The 20,170-nt window shown below is 71.8% G+C and carries 18 protein-coding genes; 11 read left to right on the forward strand and 7 right to left on the reverse strand.

Features of this window, described 5'->3' with window-relative positions:
• Positions 1 to 3: 3 nt before the first annotated feature.
• Complete coding sequence (locus tag ACFSL2_RS25905; RefSeq protein WP_377200598.1) at positions 4 to 1,644, reverse strand: alpha-amylase family glycosyl hydrolase; 1,641 nt, start codon at positions 1,642 to 1,644, stop codon at positions 4 to 6.
• A gap of 93 nt (positions 1,645 to 1,737) precedes the next feature.
• Here ACFSL2_RS25905 and ACFSL2_RS25910 point away from each other — a divergent pair, with 93 nt between their 5' ends.
• Positions 1,738 to 2,301, forward strand: coding sequence for a sulfatase/phosphatase domain-containing protein (locus ACFSL2_RS25910; RefSeq protein WP_377200599.1), 564 nt, complete (start codon positions 1,738 to 1,740; stop codon positions 2,299 to 2,301).
• Between the two features lie 46 nt (positions 2,302 to 2,347).
• On the opposite strand, the gene ACFSL2_RS25915 is transcribed toward ACFSL2_RS25910, so the two are convergent.
• Positions 2,348 to 3,112 carry a lysophospholipid acyltransferase family protein gene (locus tag ACFSL2_RS25915; protein WP_377200600.1) on the reverse strand — a complete coding sequence of 255 codons (765 nt, stop codon included), beginning with the start codon at positions 3,110 to 3,112 and terminating at the stop codon, positions 2,348 to 2,350.
• A 55-nt stretch (positions 3,113 to 3,167) separates the two neighbouring features.
• Between ACFSL2_RS25915 and ACFSL2_RS25920 the strand changes: the two genes are divergently transcribed.
• A complete protein-coding gene (locus ACFSL2_RS25920; protein WP_377200601.1) occupies positions 3,168 to 3,791 on the forward strand; it encodes a hypothetical protein in 624 nt (207 codons plus the stop codon).
• A 76-nt stretch (positions 3,792 to 3,867) separates the two neighbouring features.
• Here the strand turns inward: ACFSL2_RS25920 and ACFSL2_RS25925 are convergent, their stop codons facing one another.
• On the reverse strand, positions 3,868 to 4,812 hold the full coding sequence (locus ACFSL2_RS25925) for an ROK family glucokinase (RefSeq protein ID WP_377200602.1): 945 nt from the start codon (positions 4,810 to 4,812) through the stop codon (positions 3,868 to 3,870).
• A 165-nt stretch (positions 4,813 to 4,977) separates the two neighbouring features.
• On the opposite strand from ACFSL2_RS25925, the gene ACFSL2_RS25930 reads away from it, so the two are divergent.
• Positions 4,978 to 6,810, forward strand: a complete 1,833-nt coding sequence (locus tag ACFSL2_RS25930) for an AMP-dependent synthetase/ligase (protein WP_377200603.1) — start codon at positions 4,978 to 4,980, stop codon at positions 6,808 to 6,810.
• Between the two features lie 151 nt (positions 6,811 to 6,961).
• Here ACFSL2_RS25930 and ACFSL2_RS25935 read toward each other — a convergent pair whose 3' ends face one another.
• Positions 6,962 to 7,495, reverse strand: coding sequence for a GNAT family N-acetyltransferase (locus ACFSL2_RS25935; protein WP_377200604.1), 534 nt, complete (start codon positions 7,493 to 7,495; stop codon positions 6,962 to 6,964).
• A 628-nt stretch (positions 7,496 to 8,123) separates the two neighbouring features.
• Between ACFSL2_RS25935 and ACFSL2_RS25940 the strand changes: the two genes are divergently transcribed.
• A complete protein-coding gene (locus ACFSL2_RS25940) occupies positions 8,124 to 9,350 on the forward strand; it encodes a pyrophosphate--fructose-6-phosphate 1-phosphotransferase (protein WP_377200605.1) in 1,227 nt (408 codons plus the stop codon).
• A gap of 31 nt (positions 9,351 to 9,381) precedes the next feature.
• Positions 9,382 to 10,743 (forward strand): class II 3-deoxy-7-phosphoheptulonate synthase, encoded by a 1,362-nt coding sequence (locus ACFSL2_RS25945; RefSeq protein ID WP_377200606.1) that lies wholly within the window; start codon positions 9,382 to 9,384, stop codon positions 10,741 to 10,743.
• On the opposite strand, the gene ACFSL2_RS25950 is transcribed toward ACFSL2_RS25945, so the two are convergent.
• Positions 10,740 to 11,105, reverse strand: coding sequence for an Rv2175c family DNA-binding protein (locus ACFSL2_RS25950; protein ID WP_377200607.1), 366 nt, complete (start codon positions 11,103 to 11,105; stop codon positions 10,740 to 10,742). The two genes, ACFSL2_RS25945 and ACFSL2_RS25950, sit on opposite strands and share 4 nt — an antisense overlap.
• Positions 11,106 to 11,231: 126 nt before the next feature.
• Between ACFSL2_RS25950 and pknB the strand changes: the two genes are divergently transcribed.
• The gene (gene pknB, locus ACFSL2_RS25955; protein ID WP_377200608.1) at positions 11,232 to 13,112 is read left to right on the forward strand and encodes a Stk1 family PASTA domain-containing Ser/Thr kinase; all 1,881 of its coding nucleotides are present in this window, start codon (positions 11,232 to 11,234) and stop codon (positions 13,110 to 13,112) included.
• A 10-nt stretch (positions 13,113 to 13,122) separates the two neighbouring features.
• Here pknB and ACFSL2_RS25960 read toward each other — a convergent pair whose 3' ends face one another.
• Positions 13,123 to 14,271, reverse strand: coding sequence for a polyprenyl synthetase family protein (locus ACFSL2_RS25960; protein ID WP_377200609.1), 1,149 nt, complete (start codon positions 14,269 to 14,271; stop codon positions 13,123 to 13,125).
• Positions 14,272 to 14,281: 10 nt separating this feature from the next.
• Positions 14,282 to 14,860: a hypothetical protein gene (locus tag ACFSL2_RS25965; protein ID WP_377200610.1), complete on the reverse strand. Its 579-nt coding sequence runs from the start codon at positions 14,858 to 14,860 to the stop codon at positions 14,282 to 14,284.
• Between the two features lie 130 nt (positions 14,861 to 14,990).
• Here ACFSL2_RS25965 and ACFSL2_RS25970 point away from each other — a divergent pair, with 130 nt between their 5' ends.
• From ACFSL2_RS25970 to ACFSL2_RS25990, 5 genes are all read left to right on the forward strand, one after another.
• On the forward strand, positions 14,991 to 16,358 hold the full coding sequence (locus ACFSL2_RS25970; protein ID WP_377200611.1) for a DUF4192 domain-containing protein: 1,368 nt from the start codon (positions 14,991 to 14,993) through the stop codon (positions 16,356 to 16,358).
• Positions 16,359 to 16,398: 40 nt separating this feature from the next.
• Entirely contained in the window at positions 16,399 to 16,764 is a 366-nt protein-coding gene (locus tag ACFSL2_RS25975) for a universal stress protein (RefSeq protein WP_377200612.1), read from the forward strand.
• 325 nt (positions 16,765 to 17,089) lie between these two features.
• Complete coding sequence (locus tag ACFSL2_RS25980; RefSeq protein WP_377200613.1) at positions 17,090 to 18,766, forward strand: RNA polymerase sigma factor; 1,677 nt, start codon at positions 17,090 to 17,092, stop codon at positions 18,764 to 18,766.
• A 115-nt stretch (positions 18,767 to 18,881) separates the two neighbouring features.
• Positions 18,882 to 19,790 (forward strand): tyrosine-type recombinase/integrase, encoded by a 909-nt coding sequence (locus tag ACFSL2_RS25985; RefSeq protein WP_377200614.1) that lies wholly within the window; start codon positions 18,882 to 18,884, stop codon positions 19,788 to 19,790.
• 44 nt (positions 19,791 to 19,834) lie between these two features.
• On the forward strand, positions 19,835 to 20,098 hold the full coding sequence (locus ACFSL2_RS25990) for a hypothetical protein (RefSeq protein WP_377200615.1): 264 nt from the start codon (positions 19,835 to 19,837) through the stop codon (positions 20,096 to 20,098).
• Positions 20,099 to 20,170 lie beyond the last annotated feature (72 nt).

Consider the following 20,170-nt stretch of genomic DNA (forward strand, 5'->3'; position numbering starts at 1 on the left):
AGGTTAACCCGCCGCCCGCGAGTCCTCCGGCGCGTCCAGGTCCAGCACGGCGTACCCGTGACCGTCGAGGTGCACCACGTCGGGCTGCCCCTCCCTCGGCTCGGCCCGGTAGCGCCGGGCCAGGAGCGTCCGGGCGCTCGCCGCGCCGTCGAGCGGCAGCTGGACCGCCGCCCGGCCGGGGTTGAGCACGACCGCGAGCGTGCCGCCCCGGAGATAGGCCATGGGATACGCCGTGGCGAGCACCTCGACGGGTGACTCGACGTCGAGGCGGTGGTCGCCGTGCCGCAGCGCGATGAGCTCGCGCACCAGGTGCAGCAGGGAGCCCGCGTCGCCGAGCTGGCCGGCGACGGTCGGGCGGTCCGGGTCGGGGTCCTGTGGCAGGTACCTGGACGTGCCGGGACTGCCAGGACCCAGGGTGCCGTCCGGGAGGTCGCCCCACTGCATCGGGGTGCGTGAGCCCGACCGGTCGTAGGTCGGACCCAGCCGAGAGCCCTCCAGCGTCGGCGTGTCCGGCACGTACCGCATGCCGATCTCGTCCCCGTAGTACAGGGACGGCATGGCGGGCCACGTCATCGTGAGCACGTGCCCCACTCGCGCCTGATCGGCGTCCCGGTCGCCGGCGACGAGCCGCGTGAAGTCGTGGTTCGAGGTCGGCAGGCCCACCACCCCGCCGCGTCCGGCGGTGGCGATCGCCTCGGCCGCCTCGCGCCAGGCGTGGGCGAACGACTCGGCGTCACCTCGCGCGTCGGCGGCGGCCCAGGCGGGGACCTCGGCCCAGGCGGGGTTCACGGTGCCGGCGCTGTTGTTCCACAGGGACCGCATCGGGAGCCCGTTGTCGTCGCCCCCGAACTGGAGGAAGAAGTCGGCGTGGAAGCCGGAGGGGACGGACACCCGCGGGTTGCCCCACTCGCTGACCAGCACGCGGCCCGGGTAGGCGTCGTCCAGCCAGGCGCGCATCTCGCGCCACAGGCGGCCCGTCTCGACGTGCCCCGGGTCGTCCTTGACGAGCGACGAGGCCATGTCGACCCGGAAGCCGGCGACCCCGAGGTCGAACCAGTGCGCCATGATCTCGCGCAGCGCGGCGCGGTTGGCCTGCGGGCCGGGCGCGTCGACCGGCTGGCGCCAGGGCTCGGCAGGGTCGAGGCGCGCGTAGCCGTAGTTCAGCGCGGGCTGGACGGGGAAGAAGTTCGGTAGGTAGTACCCGCCGCGCAGGCCGGGGCCGGGCTCGAACCCGTCCACGGGCACGTCGCTCCAGATGAACCGGTGGTCGTCGGGATCGTCGGCGGACGCGCGGAACCACGGGTGCTGGTCGGAGGTGTGACCGGCCACGAGATCGAGCAGCACGGAGATCCCACGGCGGCCGGCCTCATCGGTGAGCCGGGCCAGGTCGTCGTTCGTGCCGTACCGCGGGGCGATCTGGAAGAAGTCCGCGACGTCGTACCCGGCGTCGGCGAACGGCGAGACGAAGCACGGGCTGATCCAGATCGCGTCCACGCCGAGCCAGGCGAGGTAGTCGAGGCGTCCGGCGATGCCGGGCAGGTCGCCGATCCCGTCGCCGTCGGCGTCCGCGAACGACTGCGGGTAGATCTGGTACAGGACGGTTCGACCCAGGCGCGCGGCGAGGTCGACGGCGGTGGTGGTCAACGGTCTGCTCCTTCGTCGGGACAGCTCCAGTCTGGTAGGCAGGCCATATGAGCGCATCCGCCCGCAAGCCCGACATCGTGCTGATCCTCACCGATGACCACGCGGCGGGACCACGGCTGGTTCGACAAGCGGTACATGTACGAGGAGTCGATCCGGATGCCGTTCGTGCTGTCCTACCCGCGGCGGCTGCCCGCCGGCGGGGTGCACGCCGGTATCGTCACGAACGTCGACCTGGCCCGGACCGTCCTGGAGGCCGCGGACGTGCCGCCCCACCCGGGCATGCAGGGCCGCAGCTTCTTCGGGGACCTGGCGGGCGACGGTGACCCGGGCGACGCGCCGGAGGGCCTCTACTACCGCTACTGGGAGCACGATGACGGGAACCACCACGCGGCCGCCCATTACGGCTACCGGGACGCCCGGTACAAGCTGATCTACTTCTACAACGACGGGCTGGGGCTCCCGGGCACCGGACCGGGCCGGTACCCGGGCGAGTGGGAGCTGTACGACCTGGAGCGGGACCCGGACGAGCTGCGCAACGTGGCCGGCGACCCCGGGTACGCGGACGTCCGCGCACGGCTCGAGGTGGCGCTGGCGGAGGCGCAGGCGGCGGTCGGCGACGAGCCCCATCCGAGCCAGCCGGTCCCGCACCCGGTGTGATGCCCGCACCCGGAGTGCTGCGCGGATCCGGTCACGGGCGCGGCGGTCAGCGCCGCGGGCGCCTCGGCTTCCCGACCTCCGGCAGCGGCAGCCCGCCGGGCCCCTCCTCGGCGGCGGGGATGGGCGCCTCGCCGCGCGCCACGCGCTCCTTCGCGCTGGCGGCGTACGCGTCGACGTACTCCTGACCCGACAGCGCGAGGATGGCGTACTCGATCTCGTCGGCGACGGCGCGCAGCACGAACTTGTCGGTCTCCATGCCCTTGTACCGGCTGAAGTCGAGGGGCTCGCCGATCACGGCGCCGAGCGGCATGAAGGTGGGCAGCCCGCGCCCCGGCGGCTGGGCGACGTCCGTGTCGACCATCGCGACGGGGATCACCGGGGCGCCCGACTCGAGCGCCATCCGGGCGACGCCCGTCTTCGCCTTGTAGAGGCGGCCGTCCGGGCTGCGGGTGCCCTCGGGGTAGATGCCGAACAGGGTGCCCTCGCGCAGCACGCGCAACCCCGTGCGCAGCGCGGCCTCGCTCGCGGCGCCGCCGGAGCGGTCCACGGGGATCATGCCGATGCCGGTCATGAACCAGGCCACGATCTTGCCCTTGATGCCCTTGCCCGTGAAGTAGTCGGACTTGGCGAGGAAGGTCACCCGGCGCGGGATGAGGAGCGGCAGGATGAACGAGTCGATCACCGCCAGGTGGTTGCTGGCCATGATCGCGGGGCCGGTTCGTGGCACATTCTTGGCGCCGATGACCCACGGCTGGTACGCGAGGCGCAGCAGCGGGCCGACCAACACGTTCCGCATCACCCAGTAGAACAAGATTCCTCCTCAAGACCCGGCCCCGCGGGCCCGCTGACGACAATAGAGTGTGCCCATGGCCGCATCGAACACCGACGACCGAGACGACGACGTACCCGGCGACACCCCACGCGAGCTGGGCGACGACGACGTGGCCTCACGCTGGGCCGACATCGTCGCCACTCTGGGCGACATGGACGTCTCCCGGGCCGACGGCGTGGCCGCCGACCCCGAGAAGCCCGCCGAATCCTCTCAGACTTCGCGGCTCGATGACGAGGCAGCCGCGGAGGAGCGCGCCGACGGCCGCACCGGACCCCGTGCCGACGGCCCGGCGGACGACCCCGCCGGCGACGAGCCGGCGACCGGATCGCGCGTGATCCTGCCCGCCGGGCCGCGCGACTGGCCGCTGTCGCCAGAGACCGAGGCGCTCGAGGAGGCGGAGTCGCACTTCACGCCCCCGGAGCCGCCCCCGTTGCTGTCCCGCGACCCGCTGCTCACGATGGCATGGAGCTTTGTCGTCGGGGTGCCGACGCTGGCTCTGATCTTGATGATCGTGGCGGCGGCGGTGCCGGCGGTGGCGATCCCGCCGTTGGTCGGACAGGTCGGCGTCGGCCTGTTCGTGGCGGGGCTGGGCGTGCTGATCTGGCGCATGCCGCACCAGCGGGACCCGGACGACGACGGCCCGGGCGCCGTCGTCTGATCCGACGTAGAACGGCAGCGAGACAGAGCTCTGGCTCTGTCTCGCTGCCGTTCTGTCTCGCCGGGCGAGTCTCGGCTCAGCGGCGGGCGAGGTCGGCAGCGCCCACGATGCCCGCCTCGTTACCGTGCTCGGCCAGCTCGATCTTCGCGACGGGCCGGTGGCCCATGGCGGACAGCTGCGCCTCGAACCCGCGCCGCACCGGGCCGAGCAGCAGGTCCCCGGCCGCGCCGACGCCGCCCCCGATGACGATGAGCTCCGGGTCGAGCAGGGCTGCGACCGACGCCGAGCCCTCGCCGATCCAGCGGCCCAGGGTGGCCAGCAGCTCGACGGACAGTGCGTCGCCCTCCTGGGCGGCCTCCGTGACCATCTTGCCCTCGATGTCGGCCGCGTCGCCGCCCGCGAGCTCCAGCAGCCGGGCTGCCTGCTCCACGCGCGCCACGGCGGCGTGCTGGGCGTCGCGCTCGAGTGCGCTGCCCGACGCGTACTGCTCCCAGCAGCCCTCGTGGCCGCAGCCGCAGTAGTGCCCTTCCGGCACCACCCGCATGTGCCCCACCTCCGCGGCCATGCCCCACTTGCCGCGCACGAGCTCCCGCTCGGAGATCACGGCGCCGCCCAGGCCGGTACCTACCGTGAGCATGAGCATGTCGGTGGCGTCGCGCCCCGCGCCGAACCGGAACTCGGCCCAGCCGGCCGCGTTCGCGTCGTTCTCCACCACGATGGGCAGGTCGGCGTCCACGAGCTCGGCGACCTTCGCCGCCAGCGGGTACTCCCGCCAGGCGATGTTGGGCGCGAAGTTCACGGACGTCCGGTCCGGGCTCACGAAGCCTGCGGCGGCCAGCCCGATCGCGCCCACCTCGTGCTCCTTGACGAGCTCGTTGCAGGCGTCCGCGATCGCACGGTCGATGTGCGCGACGTCGTCGGCGTCGGTCTCCCGGCGCACCTGGGCGAGGATCTTGCCTTCCTCGTCCACGACTCCCACAGCGATCTTGGTGCCGCCGATGTCGACCCCGATGGCGTGCATTCGTCCTCACGTTCTCTCGTTGCACGACGGTCGTACGGACCGTCGAAAAGGGAGTAGCACCGGGTAGGTGCGCACACCCAGCGTAGCGACCGCACGGAGTGCAACACACGGAGTCCGTTTCCCGGTATCTTTGCAGGCACGGTCAGTACTGCCACTGGAGTCAGAATGGACGAGATCTTCAGCCCGATTCTCATCGAGCTGCCCCCCACCTCCAATCTCAACGACGTACTCGCGGAGCGTGTCGGCGCCGGTGCCGACAAGCCGCTGATGGAGGTACCCGGCGGTGAGGGCGAGCCCTGGCGAGTCGTCACGGCCGGTCAGTTCGACGCCCAGGTGGTCGCTGTGGCCAAGGGCCTCGTGGCCCGCGGGATCGAGCCGGGTGAGCGGGTGGGCATCATGTGCCGCACCCGGTACGAGTGGGCCGTGCTGGACTTCGCGGTCTGGGCCGCGGGCGCGGTGCCCGTCCCGATCTACGAGACCTCCTCGGCCGAACAGGTCGAGTGGATCGCTTCCGATGCCGAGGTGAAGCTCGTCTTCGCCGAGACCGCGGGCAACGCCGCCACGGTCGCCGAGGTACGTGAAGCCTGCCCGCTGCTGTCCGACGTGCTCGTCATCGACGACGGCGCGCTGGACGCGGTGGCCGCCGAGGGCACGGACGTGCCGGACGCAGAGATCACCCGCCGCCGAGCCATCGCCGACCTGGACGACCTCGCCACGATCATCTACACCTCGGGAACGACCGGCCGGCCCAAGGGCGCCGAGCTGACCCACCGCAACTTCGCGTCGCTCTCCGTGAACGCCGTCGAGGCGGTGCCCGAGGTGTTCGCCAAGGAGGGCGGACGGACCCTCCTGTTCATCCCGATGTCGCACGTCTTCGCGCGCTACATCCACGTGCTCGCCATCGCGGGCGGTGTGGTCACCGGGCACTGGGGCGACACGACGACGCTGGTCAACGGGCTGGGCGAGTTCAAGCCCACGTTCATCCTCGCGGTGCCGCGCGTGTTCGAGAAGGTCTACAACACCGCGGAGCAGACGGCCGCGGCCGGCGGCAAGGCGAAGATCTTCCACTGGGCGACGGCGACGGGGATCGCCTGGTCGCGAGCACTGGACACGCCGTCGGGCCCGAGCCTGGGCCTCAAGCTGCAGCACAAGGTCGCCAGCGCCCTGGTGTACTCCAAGCTGCGGGCCAAGCTGGGCGGCCAGGCGGAGTTCGCGGTGTCGGGCGGCGGCCCGCTGGGTGAGCGCCTCGGCCACTTCTACCGCGGCCTGGGCCTCAAGGTGCTCGAGGGCTACGGGCTCACCGAGTCCACGGCACCGACCTCGGTGAACCGGCCGACGGCGACGAAGATCGGCTCCGTCGGTCTCCAGCTGCCCGGCTGCGGCGTCAAGATCGCCGCCGACTCGGAGATCCTGCTCAAGGGACACCACATCTTCCGGGCGTACCACAAGAACGAGGCGGCGACGGCGGAGGCCTTCACCGACGACGGCTGGTTCCGCACCGGGGACCTCGGCGTGCTGGACGACGACGGGTTCCTCACGATCACCGGCCGCAAGAAGGAGATCATCGTCACGGCGGGCGGCAAGAACGTGGCGCCCTCGATGCTCGAGGACCGCATCCGGGCGCACGCGCTGGTCAGCCAGTGCGTGGTCGTCGGCGACAACAAGCCGTACATCGGTGCGCTCGTCACGCTCGACGCCGAGGGCCTGCCGGGCTGGCTGAAGATGCACGGCAAGCCGGCGCTCTCCGTGGACGAGGCCCGGAAGGACCCCGACGTCCTGGCCGCGCTGGACGCCGCGGTGCAGCGTGCCAACAAGGCCGTCTCGACGGCGGAGTCCATCCGCAAGTACACCGTGCTGGCGGGCGACCTCACCATCGAGAACGGCTACCTCACGCCGAAGCAGAGCGTGAAGCGGGCGGTGTTCCTGAAGGACTTCGACGGGGACGTCGAGCGGCTGTACCTGGACAAGAACAAGGACAGCCTGCACCTGATCGGTTGACGGGGCTGTTGGTCTGACGCTGTTCGGCGACTTCGGTCGGTTGTTTCGGGTTCGGTCCCTCGGCGGACCGAAGCCGAAACAACCGACCGAAGTCGTCTCCGGAGGCCGCGGTCGGCTCCGGAGGCCGCGAGTTCCGGAGCGCTGCGCCTCCCTAGCCCGTGGTGAGCGAGATCCACGTGTCGGGCGGCAGGTCGGGGCGACCGGGAACGGCTCGGTGCTCTTCCGTCCACGCCTGCCCGACGGCGTCGGTGGCCACCGCCCGCCAGAAGCGCACGGCCGGCGGGTTGTCGTCCTGGAACGCGATCTCCCAGCGGCCCGGCAAACTCGCCAACGTGTGCGCCGCGAGCTGCCGCCCGACGCCGCTCCGGCGAGCTCCGCGCACCACGAAGAACGAGCTCAGTACTCGGTGGGGACGGTCGAGCCCACGCACGAGCGCGAATCCGACCGGTGACGCCGGGGCGCCGTCGGACTCCAGGTGGGCCAGGAAGCCGCGCCAGCCGGGATCGGTGAACGCGGCGTCGAGGCGTTCGCGCCGGAACTGGCCGGTCGCGTCGGGGAGTGCGCCCGAGACCTCCGACATGTCGTGCCGGAACAAGAGCCAGAGCCGCTCCAGCACGAGGCGGTCGGCGGGCGTCGTCGGGCGGATGGTGAGTCGTGGCGGCCGGGCGCCGGAAAATGTCGTCATAACGGCAAGCCTCCCGGGCCGCTAGGCACCGGGAGGCTCCCAGCGAGTCTCTCACGCGGCACCGGCCCGAGTCGAGGAGCAACTTCTCGGAAAGGGCGTATCGGCCGCTGCCGAGCTGCGGGTTGATGGGTGTTCGGGGTGTCGAACCGCAGGTTGGTGGTGGTTCTAGATGCCGAGCCGTAGGTTGGCGGTGGTCTCGGTCGCCGAGCCGCAGGTTAATGGTGGTCTCGGTCGCCGAGCCGCAGGTTGTCGATGTTCTCCGTCTCTCAACCGCAGGTTGACAGTGGTTCTCGGTGCCGAGCCGCAAGCTGCACGTCGGTCGCTGCTTGTCGCGACCAGCAACCTTCGGCTCGGCACCGAGAACGACTGTCAGGTTGCGGTTCGACCCCGCGGCATCCCCGGGTCGACGTGCAAGTTGCGGTTCGACCCGTGCGCCGTCCCCCGGTCCACGCGCAACCTGCGGTTCGGCACGGACCTGCCCCCGCGGACCCGGTCGCCGGACTGCTCATTCACCGGACGTGCCGGGCGCGGTGCCCGGCCGTCAGTAGGATGACGACGAAGGGTGCCGCGCGGGCGATCGCCGGCCGGGGTGCCCGTGGACTTTCCCCGATGAGAGGTGCTCCTGAAGATGGCTGTTCGTCGTGTCGCCCTGCTGACCGCCGGCGGCTTCGCGCCCTGCCTGTCGTCCTCGGTCGGTGGCCTGATCGAGCGTTACACCGAGCTCGACCCCGAGATCGAGATCATCGCCTACCTGCACGGCTACCACGGCCTGCTGACGGGCAACAAGATCGAGATCGGCGAAGAGGCGCGTGCGCAGGCCCCGGTCCTGCACCGCTTCGGCGGCTCGCCGATCGGCAACTCGCGCGTGAAGCTGACCAACGTCAAGGACGCGGTCAAGCGCGGCCTCGTCAAGGAGGGCCAGGACCCCCTGCACGTCGCCGCGGAGCAGCTCAAGGCCGACGGCGTCGACGTGCTGCACACCATCGGCGGTGACGACACCAACACGACGGCCGCCGACCTCGCCGCGTACCTGCACGACAACGGCTACGAGCTGACCGTCGTCGGCCTGCCGAAGACCATCGACAACGACGTGGTGCCGATCAAGCAGTCGCTGGGTGCTTGGACCGCGGCCGAGGAGGGCGCGAAGTTCGCCGCCAACGTCATCGGCGAGAACCGCGTGGGCCCGCGCATGCTGATCGTGCACGAGGTCATGGGCCGGCACTGCGGCTGGCTGACGGCGGCGACGGCCGGGAAGTACCGCGAGTGGCTCGACGAGCAGGAGTGGGCACCCGCCCTCGGTCTGTCCCGGGAGCGCTGGGACGTGCACGCCGTCTTCCTGCCGGAGCTCGAGATCGACCTCGAGGGCGAGGCCAAGCGCCTGCGCGGCGTCATGGACGAGATCGGCAACGTCAACATCTTCCTGTCGGAGGGTGCCGGCATGCACGAGATCGTCGCGCAGCTCGAGGCGGCGGGCGAGACCGTGGAGCGTGACCCGTTCGGGCACGTGAAGCTCGACACGATCAACCCGGGCCAGTGGTTCGCGAAGCAGTTCGCGGAGAAGCTCGGCGCGGAGAAGACGATGGTGCAGAAGTCGGGCTACTACTCGCGCGCCGCCGCCGCGAACAGCGACGACCTGCGCCTGATCAAGTCGATGACCGACTACGCGGTGGAGTGCGCGCTGCGCGGGGAGTCCGGCGTCATCGGCCACGACGAGGAGGACGGCGACCGGCTCAAGGCGATCGCGTTCCCGCGGATCGCCGGCGGCAAGGCGTTCGACGTCTCGCAGGACTGGTTCGGGCAGATCCTCGCGGACATCGGCCAGCCGCTCGTGCCGGCCGCCCCCGCGGAGCATTGAGCACGGTGCGGGCACCACGAACGGCGAAGCGATGAGCACCGTCACAGATCCGGCCGAACGGTCGGCGGGCCTGACAGGCCTCGACCACTACCGCACGCTCACGGCGCGCCAGCAGCCCACGTGGCCGGACGCAGACGCGCTGGCCGCCGCCACCGGCCGGCTGGCCCAGGCTGCGCCCATCGTGGTGCCCGCGCAGGCCGACACCCTGACCGAGCGGCTCGCCGCCGCCGGCCGGGGCGAGGCGTTCCTGCTCCAGGGCGGGGACTGCGCGGAGACGTTCGCCGAGGCGAACGCCGACCGCATCCGCAACAAGGTCCGCACCATCCTGCAGATGGCGGTCGTGCTCACGCACGGCGCCAGCACGCCGGTGGTGAAGATGGGCCGTATGGCGGGCCAGTACGCCAAGCCGCGCTCCAGCGACACGGAGACGCGCGACGGCGTGACGCTGCCCGCCTACCGCGGCGACATGATCAACGGGTTCCCGTTCACGTCCGAGGCCCGCATCCCCGACCCCGAGCGGCTCGAGCAGGCGTACCGGATCTCGGCGGCCACCGCGAACGTGGTGCGCGCCTTCACGCAGGGCGGCTTCGCCGACCTGCGCCAGGTGCACGAGTGGAACCGCGGCTTCATGCGTAACCCCGCGTACGCGCGCTATGAGAAGACGGCGGACGAGATCGACCGCGCCATCCGGTTCATGCACGCGTGCGGGGCCGACTTCGACGCCCTGCGCTCGGTCGAGTTCTTCCTGAGCCACGAGGCCCTGGTGCTCGACTACGAGCGCGCGATGACCCGCACCGACCAGCGCACGGGGCATGCCTACGACACCAGCGCGCACTTCCTCTGGATCGGGGAACGCACGCGTCAGCTCGACGGCGCCCACGTCGACTTCATGTCGCGCATCGCCAACCCGATCGGCGTGAAGCTGGGCCCCACGACCACCCCGCACGACGCCTTGGCGCTCACCGAGCGGCTCAACCCGGACAACGTCCCCGGCCGGCTGACGTTCGTCACGCGCATGGGCGCCGGCCAGGTCCGGGACGTGCTGCCGGCGATCGTCGAGGCCGTGACCTGGTCCGGCGCGAACGTCACGTGGGTGACGGACCCGATGCACGGAAACACGATCACCTCGGACAGCGGGTACAAGACCCGTCGCCTGACGGACGTGCTCGACGAGGTCGCCGGCTTCTTCGAGGTGCACCGAGCTCTGGGCACCGTCCCCGGCGGTCTCCACATGGAGCTCACCGGGGACGACGTCACCGAGGTGCTGGGCGGCAGCGAGGAGATCTCCGACGCGGGCCTGGCCCTGCGCTACGAGACCCTCGTGGACCCGCGCCTGAACCACCAGCAGTCGCTGGAGCTGGCGTTCCAGGTGGCGGAGATGCTCCGGGCCTAGAGCAGCGTCTGCGCCACCCGGCGCACGGCGGCCCGCTTGCCGTTGATCAGGGCGTCCACGGGCTGCTCACCGAGCTCGTCGTTCGGCGTGAACAGCCACTCGAGGATCTCCTCCTCGGTGAACCCGGCGTCCGACAGCACGATCACCGTGCCGCGCAGCGTCGGGATCACACCGGGGCGGCCGTCGACCTCCGGCAGCACGAACTTGGCGGGAACCTGGAAGGTGGTGCGCTCGCCGCGCTTGATGCCGACGACATGCTGGTCGCGGACGAGCCCGCGTGCCTTGCCGACCTCGATGTCGAGGGCTTCGGCAAGGTCGGGGAGGGTCAGCCATTCGCCCACGAGGGCGTCGAGATCTGTCACGGTAGAAGGGTATGCGACGGGGAGCCGCTCCGGGACGCCGCAACGATCCGGCAACGGCGCACTGCCCGCTATGGGTGTTTCGGGTGGGGCGTCGGTGGTCACCCGTACACTCCCACCGTGGCTCAGGTGACGGCAGACTCTCTCATCGGCCGCCTGGTCGACGGGCGGTACCAGATCGTCGCGCGCGTGTCGCGTGGTGGCATGGCCACGGTCTACCGGGCGCTCGACACGCGTCTGAACCGCGAGATCGCCCTGAAGGTGATGCACCCGCACCTGGCGGAGGGGGAGCAGGCCGCGAGCTTCCGGCAGCGCTTCGAGCGTGAGGCACGCTCGGCGGCCGGGCTGCAGCATCACGGTGTGGTGGCGGTCTACGACCAGGGCACCGACGGCGACATGCGCTACCTGACCATGGAGTACGTGCCGGGCACCAACCTGCGCGAGCTGATCCGCGACGGGGACCTCACCCTGCGCCGGTCGTTCGCCGTCCTCGACGTGGTGCTGTCGGCGCTGGCGGCTGCGCACGCCAAGGGGATCGTGCACCGGGACATCAAGCCGGAGAACGTGCTGCTGGAGCAGGGCACCGGACGCCCCAAGGTGGCCGACTTCGGCCTGGCTCGCGCCATCTCGGAGGTGTCCAACACCACGACGGGCACGGTGCTCGGCACCGTCGCGTACCTCGCGCCCGAGACGATCTCCACGGGGCACGTCGACGCGCGCGCCGACGTGTACGCCGTGGGGATCCTCGCGTTCGAGATGTTCACCGGCCGCCTGCCGCACGCGGGCGAGGGGCCCATCCAGGTCGCCTACGCGCACGTGAACAGCGACGTGCCACCGGTGAGCGCATTCGCCGGCCACCTGGGCCGCCCGCTGGACCTGCTGGTCCGTGCGCTCACCGCCCGCGACCCGGACCGGCGTCCGAGCGACGCCGCCGAAGCGCTCGACGCCTTGCGGAACACGTTCCAGCAGATCCCGAACGAGGTGCTGGACATACCCGCCAGCGCGGCGCCGCCGCCGTCGCAGGCTGCCGTGAAGGCTGCGCGGACCGCGGTGGTGGAGCGGCCGGCCGCCGGACGCTGGGCGGCCCAGCGCCCGCCACAGCCGCCTCCGCCCCCGGTGGAGAAGCCGCGACGCGGGCGCAAGCTCCTGCTGGCCGTCGCGGTCGTCGCCGTCCTGTTCAGCGCCTGGTGGTACACGGAACGCGGTCCGGGTGCCTATGCGGTGGTGCCCGACGGCGTCGTGGGGGTCACCGCCGCCCAGGCGGAGGAGACGCTGACCGAGGCCGGGCTGACGCCGACGAGCACCGCCGAGCACGACTCGGAGGTGCCCGAGGGCGAGGTCATCTCGGCGGTGCCCGACGAGGGTCAGCGCTGGCGCCGTGACGAGCCGGTGCGCCTGGTGGTCTCGCTCGGGCAGGAGATGGCCGAGGTGCCGACGGGCCTGGTCGGCATGACGGCGGAGGCGGCGCAGGCCGCGCTGCGGGACGCCGGTCTCGCCGACGTCGAGGTGTCACGCGAGTACACGAACGACGGGGCGCGGGACGAGGTCATCTGGGCCTCCGTCCGGGACGGCGACATGGTGCCGACGGACGAGCACGTGCGGCTCACCGTGTCGGACGGCCCGCCGCCGGCCACGGTGCCCGAGGTGGTCGGACTCGGCGTCGACGAGGCCACCGCTGCGCTGGAGGCCGAGGGCCTCGGTGTCGAGCGGCAGGACCGCTACGACGAGAAGGTGCCGGCGGGCACGGTGCTCGAGACGGATCCGGCGGGCGGGGCCGGCGCCCAGCAGGGCAGCACCGTGACGATCGTCGTCAGCCAGGGCCCGGAGGGCACGGTGCCCGACGTCGTCGGGATGTCGGTCGAAGACGCCCGGGCCACTCTCGAGGAGGCCGGCTACACGGTGCTGCTCCGCGGCTTCGGCGAGCTGTTCGGCGAAGGCGTCACGGAGATGAAGCCGGCGGCCGGCAAGCATCTGAAGCAGGGCGGCGAGGTCACCATCTGGACCTGGTGACCCGAGCCGGTCAGGCTGCTCGGTCGACCGCGGCGTGGGCCAGGTCGGTCAGCACGCCGCGACCGGGTTCGGTCAGGTGCGCGAGCTCCAGCAGGGCGTGGGCACGGACGGACAGGTCGTCGATCAGATGTTCGACCGCGTCCAGCGCGCCCGAACCGACGATGACCTCCCGGACCTTGGCCACGTCCTCCTCGGACAGGTCCGGGTCGCCCAGCGCCGCGGCCAGCGTGGCCGCCTCGGGTCCGTCGACGTCGGGCAGCAGCGCCAGGGTCCGCGCGACGACGACGGTGCGTTTGCCCTCGCGCAGGTCGTCACCGGCCGGCTTGCCCGTGACCGCGGGGTCGCCGAAGATGCCGAGCACGTCGTCCCGGAGCTGGAACGCCTCGCCGAGGGGCAGGCCGGCGGCCTCGATCCCGGCCGCCGCCTCCGCGCCCCGGCCGGCGAGCAGCGCGCCGAGCGCGAGCGGCGCGGCCACCGAGTAGCTCGCGGACTTGGCGCGCAGCACCTTCCGGGCGCGCTCCTCGTCCGAGGCCGGGTCGCTGCCCCACGGCTCCGCCTGGACCAGCACGTCGAGGTACTGACCGACGACGACCTCGCTCTGCATGGTGTCGAAGCGAGCGCGGGCCGCCGCCGCGACGTCGGCGGGCAGGGGCGCGAGCGCCGCCGACAGCTCGCGCTGAGCGGCGAGGAGCACGAGATCGCCGAGCAGGATCGCGGCGGCCTCGCCGAACCGCACCGCCTCGCCGGACCAGCCGGCCTCGGCGTGCTTGGCTGCGAACGCCCGGTGCGTGGTCGGCCGGCCGCGGCGGGTGTCGGAGTTGTCCATCACGTCGTCGTGCAGCAGCGCCGCCGCCTGGAACAGCTCGAGCGCCGCCCCCACCCGCACGGTGGCGGTGCGGGCCGGGTCGGCCGGATCGGCGGCGCCGCCGTGCGCACGGAAGGACCAGTAGCAGAACGCGGCCCGCAGGCGCTTGCCCCCCATGAGCAGGCCCGCCGCCTCCTCGACCAGAGCCTCGGCGTTCGGGCTGATCGCGCCGACCTCGGCCGTCAGCCGGGCGAGGTGAGCGGTCACGGCGGCGTCGACGTCGGCACGGAGGTTCTCGGCGTCGAGCAGAGCTGAGGGGGTCATGGCGCCGGTACGGGCGGGGGAGACGGACACGTGGCCAAGCCTATGGGGTGCGGACGGTGCCGCTGATCGTGGCGAGACGCCGCTCGCCGTCGTCGAGCACACCGACGATGAGCGACTCCTGGACCTCGCCGGACTTCGCCTCGGAGACCCGCACGAACGCGGTCTGCGCGGTGAGGCCGCTCGACTCCGGTGCCTCGATCTGCTCGAAGCCCTGGCCGACCAGGATCTTCTCGACCTGGGCGACGACCTTCTTGGTGGGCCGGCTCGACGCCAGGTTGAGCGTCACCTGCGTCATCGGAGGGCTCGTGGCCTTCGAGCCCTTCGACCTCTTCGGGGCTGGTGCGGCTCTGGCCGACGACGCGAGCAGGAGCGCGTCCTCCGGCATCGGGAACAGGTCGGGCGGGAACTCCTCCGCGTAGGTGCCGACGGCCGACGACGGGTCGAAGGTGGGCAGCTCGGCGGGCCCGCCGGACACGGCGGAACGAGGTTCCGCGGTCCCTGTCGCGGTGGCCGCCGACGCCGGTGGCTCCGACCCGGCGCCGCACCCTCCGGTTGCCAGCGCCAGCCCGACGGCGGCGGCGAGCGCTGCCGTGCGGCGGGTGGTGGCGAGGTGTGGCACGTCGGACACCGTAGCCGGAGAGACCCTCGTGAGGACAGTGCGCCGCTCGGAGGCCGACCACAGACCAGGCGTTGTCCACACCGCCCTCCTGGGCGCGCCGTCCTCCCGCGGGGCGGCTGAGATCGAGGACATGAACCCCAAGGACGTCACCTCGAAGAACCTCGGCCGGCGGTCGGCAGTGCCGAACGCGACGGTGGTCCGCGTCGCCGGACCAGAGGACCTGCTCGCCTACATCCCCTACCGGCTCGGCTTCGTGCCGGCCGAGTCCGTCGTCGCCGTGAGCCTGAGCGGCCCACGGCAGCGCGTCGGGCTCGTCGCCCGGGTCGACCTCGACGACCTCCGCCTGCGGCAGCCCGACGACCCGGACGGACCTGACGGAGCGGCGACCGCCCGCTGGCTCGCCGACCACGTGGTGGACGACGGCGCGGACCGCGCGGTCGTGGTCCTGTACACCGCCACCGACCCGACCGTCCCGGCGAGCGCCGCCCGGCGTGCCGTGGACCTGCTGCGCGCACGGCTCGAGCGCAGGCTGCCCGGGACCGAGGTGTGGCTCGTGGCCCCCACGGGCTTCCGGGCGCTCGACTGCGTCGACCCGACGTGCTGCCCGCCCCAGGGCCGGCCCCTGACCGCGCTGCAGGGCAGCCGGGTGGCCGCCCACATGGTCCTGGAGGGCCGTTCGGTCGCCGGGACGCGCGAGGAGCGGTACGCGCTGCGACCCGCACCCGAGGCGGCCCGCACCCAGGCCCGCCGCGCGGCGGCCCGCTGGACCGACACACGCCGCCGGCTCCTGAACGGAACCAGGTACCCGGAGGGCGGCGGCCCCATCGACGGCCCGGCTCCGGCCGACGCCCCCGCGCGGCGCCCCGGTGCGGTCTCCGGCCCGCGGACCGCCCCGGTGCACGGGCTGCGCGCCGAGCGGGCGCTGGCCGAGTGGGGCGCCCAGAGCCTGGGCCTGTGGCGCTCCGCCGTGCGGGCCGCGGCAGCCGCAGAACCCGGACAGCCCGTGGCCCTGTCGCCGGTGGACCTCGGAAAGATCGGCGCGGCGCTCGCCGACATCCCGGTGCGGGACGCCGTGCTGCTGAGCCTGGCGCCGGACACGGAGGAGACGGCGTTGCGCACCGCGCGCCGCGAGCTGGACGGTGACACCGACGCGGCCACGGGGACGGTCATGGCCCGGATCGTCGACCCGGTCCAGGGCGTGCCGCCGGACGAGGACGGCACGCGTGCCGCAAGCGTCGTGCTGGAGGCGGTGGTCACGCACGTGCCGCGGAACCGCCGGGCTCCGGCCTACCTGCTGCTGGCACTGGTCGCATGGTGGCGCGGCGACGGCGGCCTGGCTGCCGAGCGGGTCTCGGACGCGCTCGGGGTGGACCCGGGCTACCGGCTCGCGCTCCTGCTGCGCGGGGCGCTCGCCGGGGGAGTGCCGCCCGGTTGGGTGCGGCGGAGCCGTGGCTCCTTCCCCGGCGAACCGGAACCGGAGGAGGCGGCGGCCGTGTGAGGCACGGCAGGGGTCGCGGCGTGGGGTAGCGTCGGTGGACATGACGATCGTCGTCGGCCACCTCGCCACGCCCGAGGGCCAAGAGGCTCTGCGTACCGCTGTCACCGAGGCCAGGGAGCGGGGGATACCGCTGGTCGTCGTCACCAACGGCAAGCGGCCCCTGGACGAGTGCCGGGCCGAGACCGACGAGTTCGTCACGCGGCTCGCGGACGAGGTCGACGTGCGGGTGGAGTACGGCACCGGTGACCTGGCCGAGGACCTGATCCGCACGGCGACGAGCACCGGTGCGGCCCTGATCGTGATCGGCCTGCGCAAGCGCAGCCCTGTCGGCAAGCTGATCCTGGGCGCCGGTGCCCAGCGGATCCTGGTCGAGGCGCCGTGCCCGGTGCTGGCCGTCAAGGTCTGACCGGGTAGTCCCGGGGAGCCGGACCGGTAGTCGGCCGGACGGGACCAGCCCGGATCCTGGGCCTGGTCGAAGGCTTGGTCGAAGGCCTGGTCGCGGGCAGATTTGCCCGACCGGGAATGGTGGGGCCACCTGGTTCGTTGACTCTTGGCACGCGATATCAGATACACCTGCGGGGCTGCCCCGCCGGACGTGACTTCGCACTGACTTTGCCCATATCGCCGCGTTCGTCGCGGCGGACAGGGAGGTCGACGGTACAATATATATGTTCGCCGACGGAAGCAGAAGGTCCAGTGAAGGCCCCGTCGGCGGTACACCGCCCCCTCGAATGCCGAAAGGTCGGTTTGTGGCGCCCACTCCGCTGAAAGCCCCCCAGGACATCGCTCCTGTCCCTGCACGCGACAACCTACCCCGTGAGTTCGAGCATCCTGCCCTGCAGGAGCTCCTTTCTCGCGGCGCCGCCGACGGCTCGGTCGACGCCGAGAGCTTCCGGCGTGCATGCGAGACCGCGGAGGTCGGTGACGCCAAGCGGCTCAAGGCGGTGCTGCGTGCACTGGCCAACGCCGGCGTGCAGGTCGGACTACCCACCGTGACCAAGGTGGCCGCCGCCGCGGCCACCCGCTCCACCTCGGTCGCCGCCAAGGCGCCCGCCGACGGCGAGGCCGATGCCTCCGCGAAGCCCGCTCGACGCACCCGCTCGACGGCCGCGAAGACCACCGCCAAGAAGACCCCGGCGCGCTCCACCGCGAAGCCGAAGGACGACGTCGACGAGGCCGAGCCGAACGACGTCGACGAGGTCGACGTCGACGACCTCACCACGACCACGCGGAAGAAGCCGGCGGCCAAGACCGCCGCCAAGAAGCCCGCCGCTCGCGGCAAGTCGAAGTACGACAACATCGAGCCCGACGGCGTCGCCGTCGACGAGCCCGAGGAAGAGGCCGACTCCGGCCCCGAGATCGTCACCAAGGCGACTCGTGGCCGCGGTGGCAAGGCCGCGAAGGAGGGTGACGAGAACTCCGGTTTCGTCGTCTCCGACACGGACGACGACGACCAGCCCGCGCAGCAGGTCGTCACGGCCGGCGCCACCGCCGACCCGGTCAAGGACTACCTGAAGCAGATCGGTAAGGTCGCGCTGCTGAACGCCGAGCAGGAGGTCGAGCTCGCGAAGCGCATCGAGGCCGGTCTGTTCGCGGAGGAGCGGCTCGCCACCACGGAGTTCGACCGGACGGACAAGGACCAGCGCCGGTTCGAGCGCGACCTCAAGTGGATCGCGCACGACGGCAAGCGGGCCAAGAACCACCTGCTGGAGGCGAACCTCCGACTCGTGGTCTCGCTGGCCAAGCGCTACACGGGCCGCGGCATGCTGTTCCTGGACCTGATCCAGGAGGGCAACCTCGGTCTGATCCGTGCGGTCGAGAAGTTCGACTACACCAAGGGCTACAAGTTCTCGACCTACGCCACGTGGTGGATCCGTCAGGCGATCACCCGTGCCATGGCCGACCAGGCCCGGACCATCCGCATCCCGGTGCACATGGTCGAGGTCATCAACAAGCTGGCCCGTGTGCAGCGTCAGATGCTTCAGGACCTGGGCCGCGAGCCCACGCCGGAGGAGCTGGCCAAGGAGCTGGACATGACCCCCGAGAAGGTGGTCGAGGTCCAGAAGTACGGTCGCGAGCCCATCTCGCTGAGCACCCCGCTCGGTGAGGACGGCGACAGCGAGTTCGGTGACCTCATCGAGGACTCCGAGGCGGTCGTGCCCGCCGACGCCGTGTCGTTCACGCTCCTGCAGGAGCAGCTGCACCAGGTGCTCGACACGCTCTCCGAGCGTGAGGCCGGTGTGGTCTCCATGCGGTTCGGCCTGCAGGACGGCCAGCCGAAGACGCTGGACGAGATCGGCAAGGTCTACGGCGTGACGCGCGAGCGTATTCGCCAGATAGAGTCCAAGACGATGTCGAAGCTGCGCCACCCCTCGCGGTCGCAGGTGCTGCGCGACTACCTCGACTGAGACACGCCGACGCTGTGCGGTGCTATTCCAGGTCAGAGGCACTTTTCGGTGCCTGACATGACCCACGGTAGCACCGCACAGCGTTCTTAGTCGAGATATCAAGTATTCTGGGCGGGTGACGACGACCGAAGATCACCCGGACCTGGACCCGCTCGTGGAGTCGTGGGTGCTCGCCCTGCGCGCCGAGCGCAAGGCCGCCTCGACGATCAAGAGCTACACGACGGGGGTGCGCGGGTTCCTCGCCTGGTGCGAGGCCACGGGCACACCGCCCGTCCTGACCCGCGCTGCCGTTAACGGCTACGTCGCGTCCATGCTCGACGACGGGCAGGAGCCCGCGACCGCTCGCGCGCGCCAGCTCGGCGTGCGCCGGTTCTCCGACTGGCTCGCTGAGGAGGGCGAGCTGCCCGCCGACCCGCTACTCGGCGTCAAGGCACCCAAGCTCGACCAGAAGGTCATCGAGCCCCTGACCGAGGAACAGCTCAAGGCGCTGCTCGCGGCGTGCTCGGGGCTCGACCCGCTGCGCGACAAGCGCGACGCCGCGGTGATCCGGTTCATGCTGGAGACCGGCACCCGGGCGGGAGAGACCGCCGCGCTCGAACTGGACGACGTGAACCTTGCCGAGGGCGTCGCCATCGTCCGCCGGGGCAAGGGTGGCAAGGGCCGCAGCGTGCCGTTCGGGCCGCAGACCGCCCTTGCCATCGACCGGTACACGCGGGTACGGCGTACGCACCGCCTGGCGGGCACGCCCGCGCTGTGGCTCGGTGATCGGGGCAAGCCGTTCTCGTACGACGGGCTGCACAAGTCGCTTGCCCTGCGCGCTCGGATGGCCGGCATCGAGGGATTCCACCCGCACTTGCTGCGGCACACCGCCGCGCATCGGTGGCTCGCCGCCGGGGGCTCCGAGGGCGGGCTTATGGCTGTGGCGGGCTGGACCCGCCCCGACATGCTCGTGCGGTACACCCGGGCACGCGCCGCCGACCGTGCCGCAGCCGAGGCCCGAGACCTCAACCTGGGGGACCTGTGAGCCGCCACAAGCGGGCGACCGTACGGTGTGCCGACTGTAAGGGCATGCTCGGGATCGTCTGGGCTGCGTCCGACGGTGTCGTTGTCTTCCACGCCGAGGACGCCCGCCGTCGTCGGAAGATGCCCCAGTGGGCACGCGACCTGAAGCGACCCCGGACATCCACCACGCTCGCGAACCCCAAGTTCTACCGGCAGCCTCTTCCGCTGCCCGAGCACCTGGATGTGTGGTGCGAGAGTTGCGGCCCCGGGCGTGTCGCCACCAGCGCTGTACGGCGGTCGGCCGGTAAGGTGTATCTCGACATCAAGTAGTGCCCTGGCGTAGCGCCAACAACCGGGCATGGGCCCGGCGGTTCGGAATGGCAGACCGGACAGACCTCACTG

The organism is Promicromonospora aerolata (assembly GCF_042682255.1).
Classification (GTDB): domain Bacteria; phylum Actinomycetota; class Actinomycetes; order Actinomycetales; family Cellulomonadaceae; genus Promicromonospora; species Promicromonospora aerolata.

Coding starts and splice junctions, on each gene's coding strand:
- ACFSL2_RS25910 (WP_377200599.1), top strand. CDS start 1,738: ATGACCACGCGGCGGGACCACGGCTGGTTCGACAAGCGGTACATGTAC.
- ACFSL2_RS25980 (WP_377200613.1), top strand. CDS start 17,090: ATGCCGAAAGGTCGGTTTGTGGCGCCCACTCCGCTGAAAGCCCCCCAG.
- ACFSL2_RS25920 (WP_377200601.1), top strand. CDS start 3,168: ATGGCCGCATCGAACACCGACGACCGAGACGACGACGTACCCGGCGAC.
- ACFSL2_RS25925 (WP_377200602.1), bottom strand. CDS start 4,812: ATGCACGCCATCGGGGTCGACATCGGCGGCACCAAGATCGCTGTGGGA.
- ACFSL2_RS25940 (WP_377200605.1), top strand. CDS start 8,124: ATGGCTGTTCGTCGTGTCGCCCTGCTGACCGCCGGCGGCTTCGCGCCC.
- ACFSL2_RS25935 (WP_377200604.1), bottom strand. CDS start 7,495: ATGACGACATTTTCCGGCGCCCGGCCGCCACGACTCACCATCCGCCCG.
- ACFSL2_RS25970 (WP_377200611.1), top strand. CDS start 14,991: ATGAACCCCAAGGACGTCACCTCGAAGAACCTCGGCCGGCGGTCGGCA.
- ACFSL2_RS25975 (WP_377200612.1), top strand. CDS start 16,399: ATGACGATCGTCGTCGGCCACCTCGCCACGCCCGAGGGCCAAGAGGCT.
- ACFSL2_RS25930 (WP_377200603.1), top strand. CDS start 4,978: ATGGACGAGATCTTCAGCCCGATTCTCATCGAGCTGCCCCCCACCTCC.
- ACFSL2_RS25945 (WP_377200606.1), top strand. CDS start 9,382: ATGAGCACCGTCACAGATCCGGCCGAACGGTCGGCGGGCCTGACAGGC.
- ACFSL2_RS25990 (WP_377200615.1), top strand. CDS start 19,835: ATGCTCGGGATCGTCTGGGCTGCGTCCGACGGTGTCGTTGTCTTCCAC.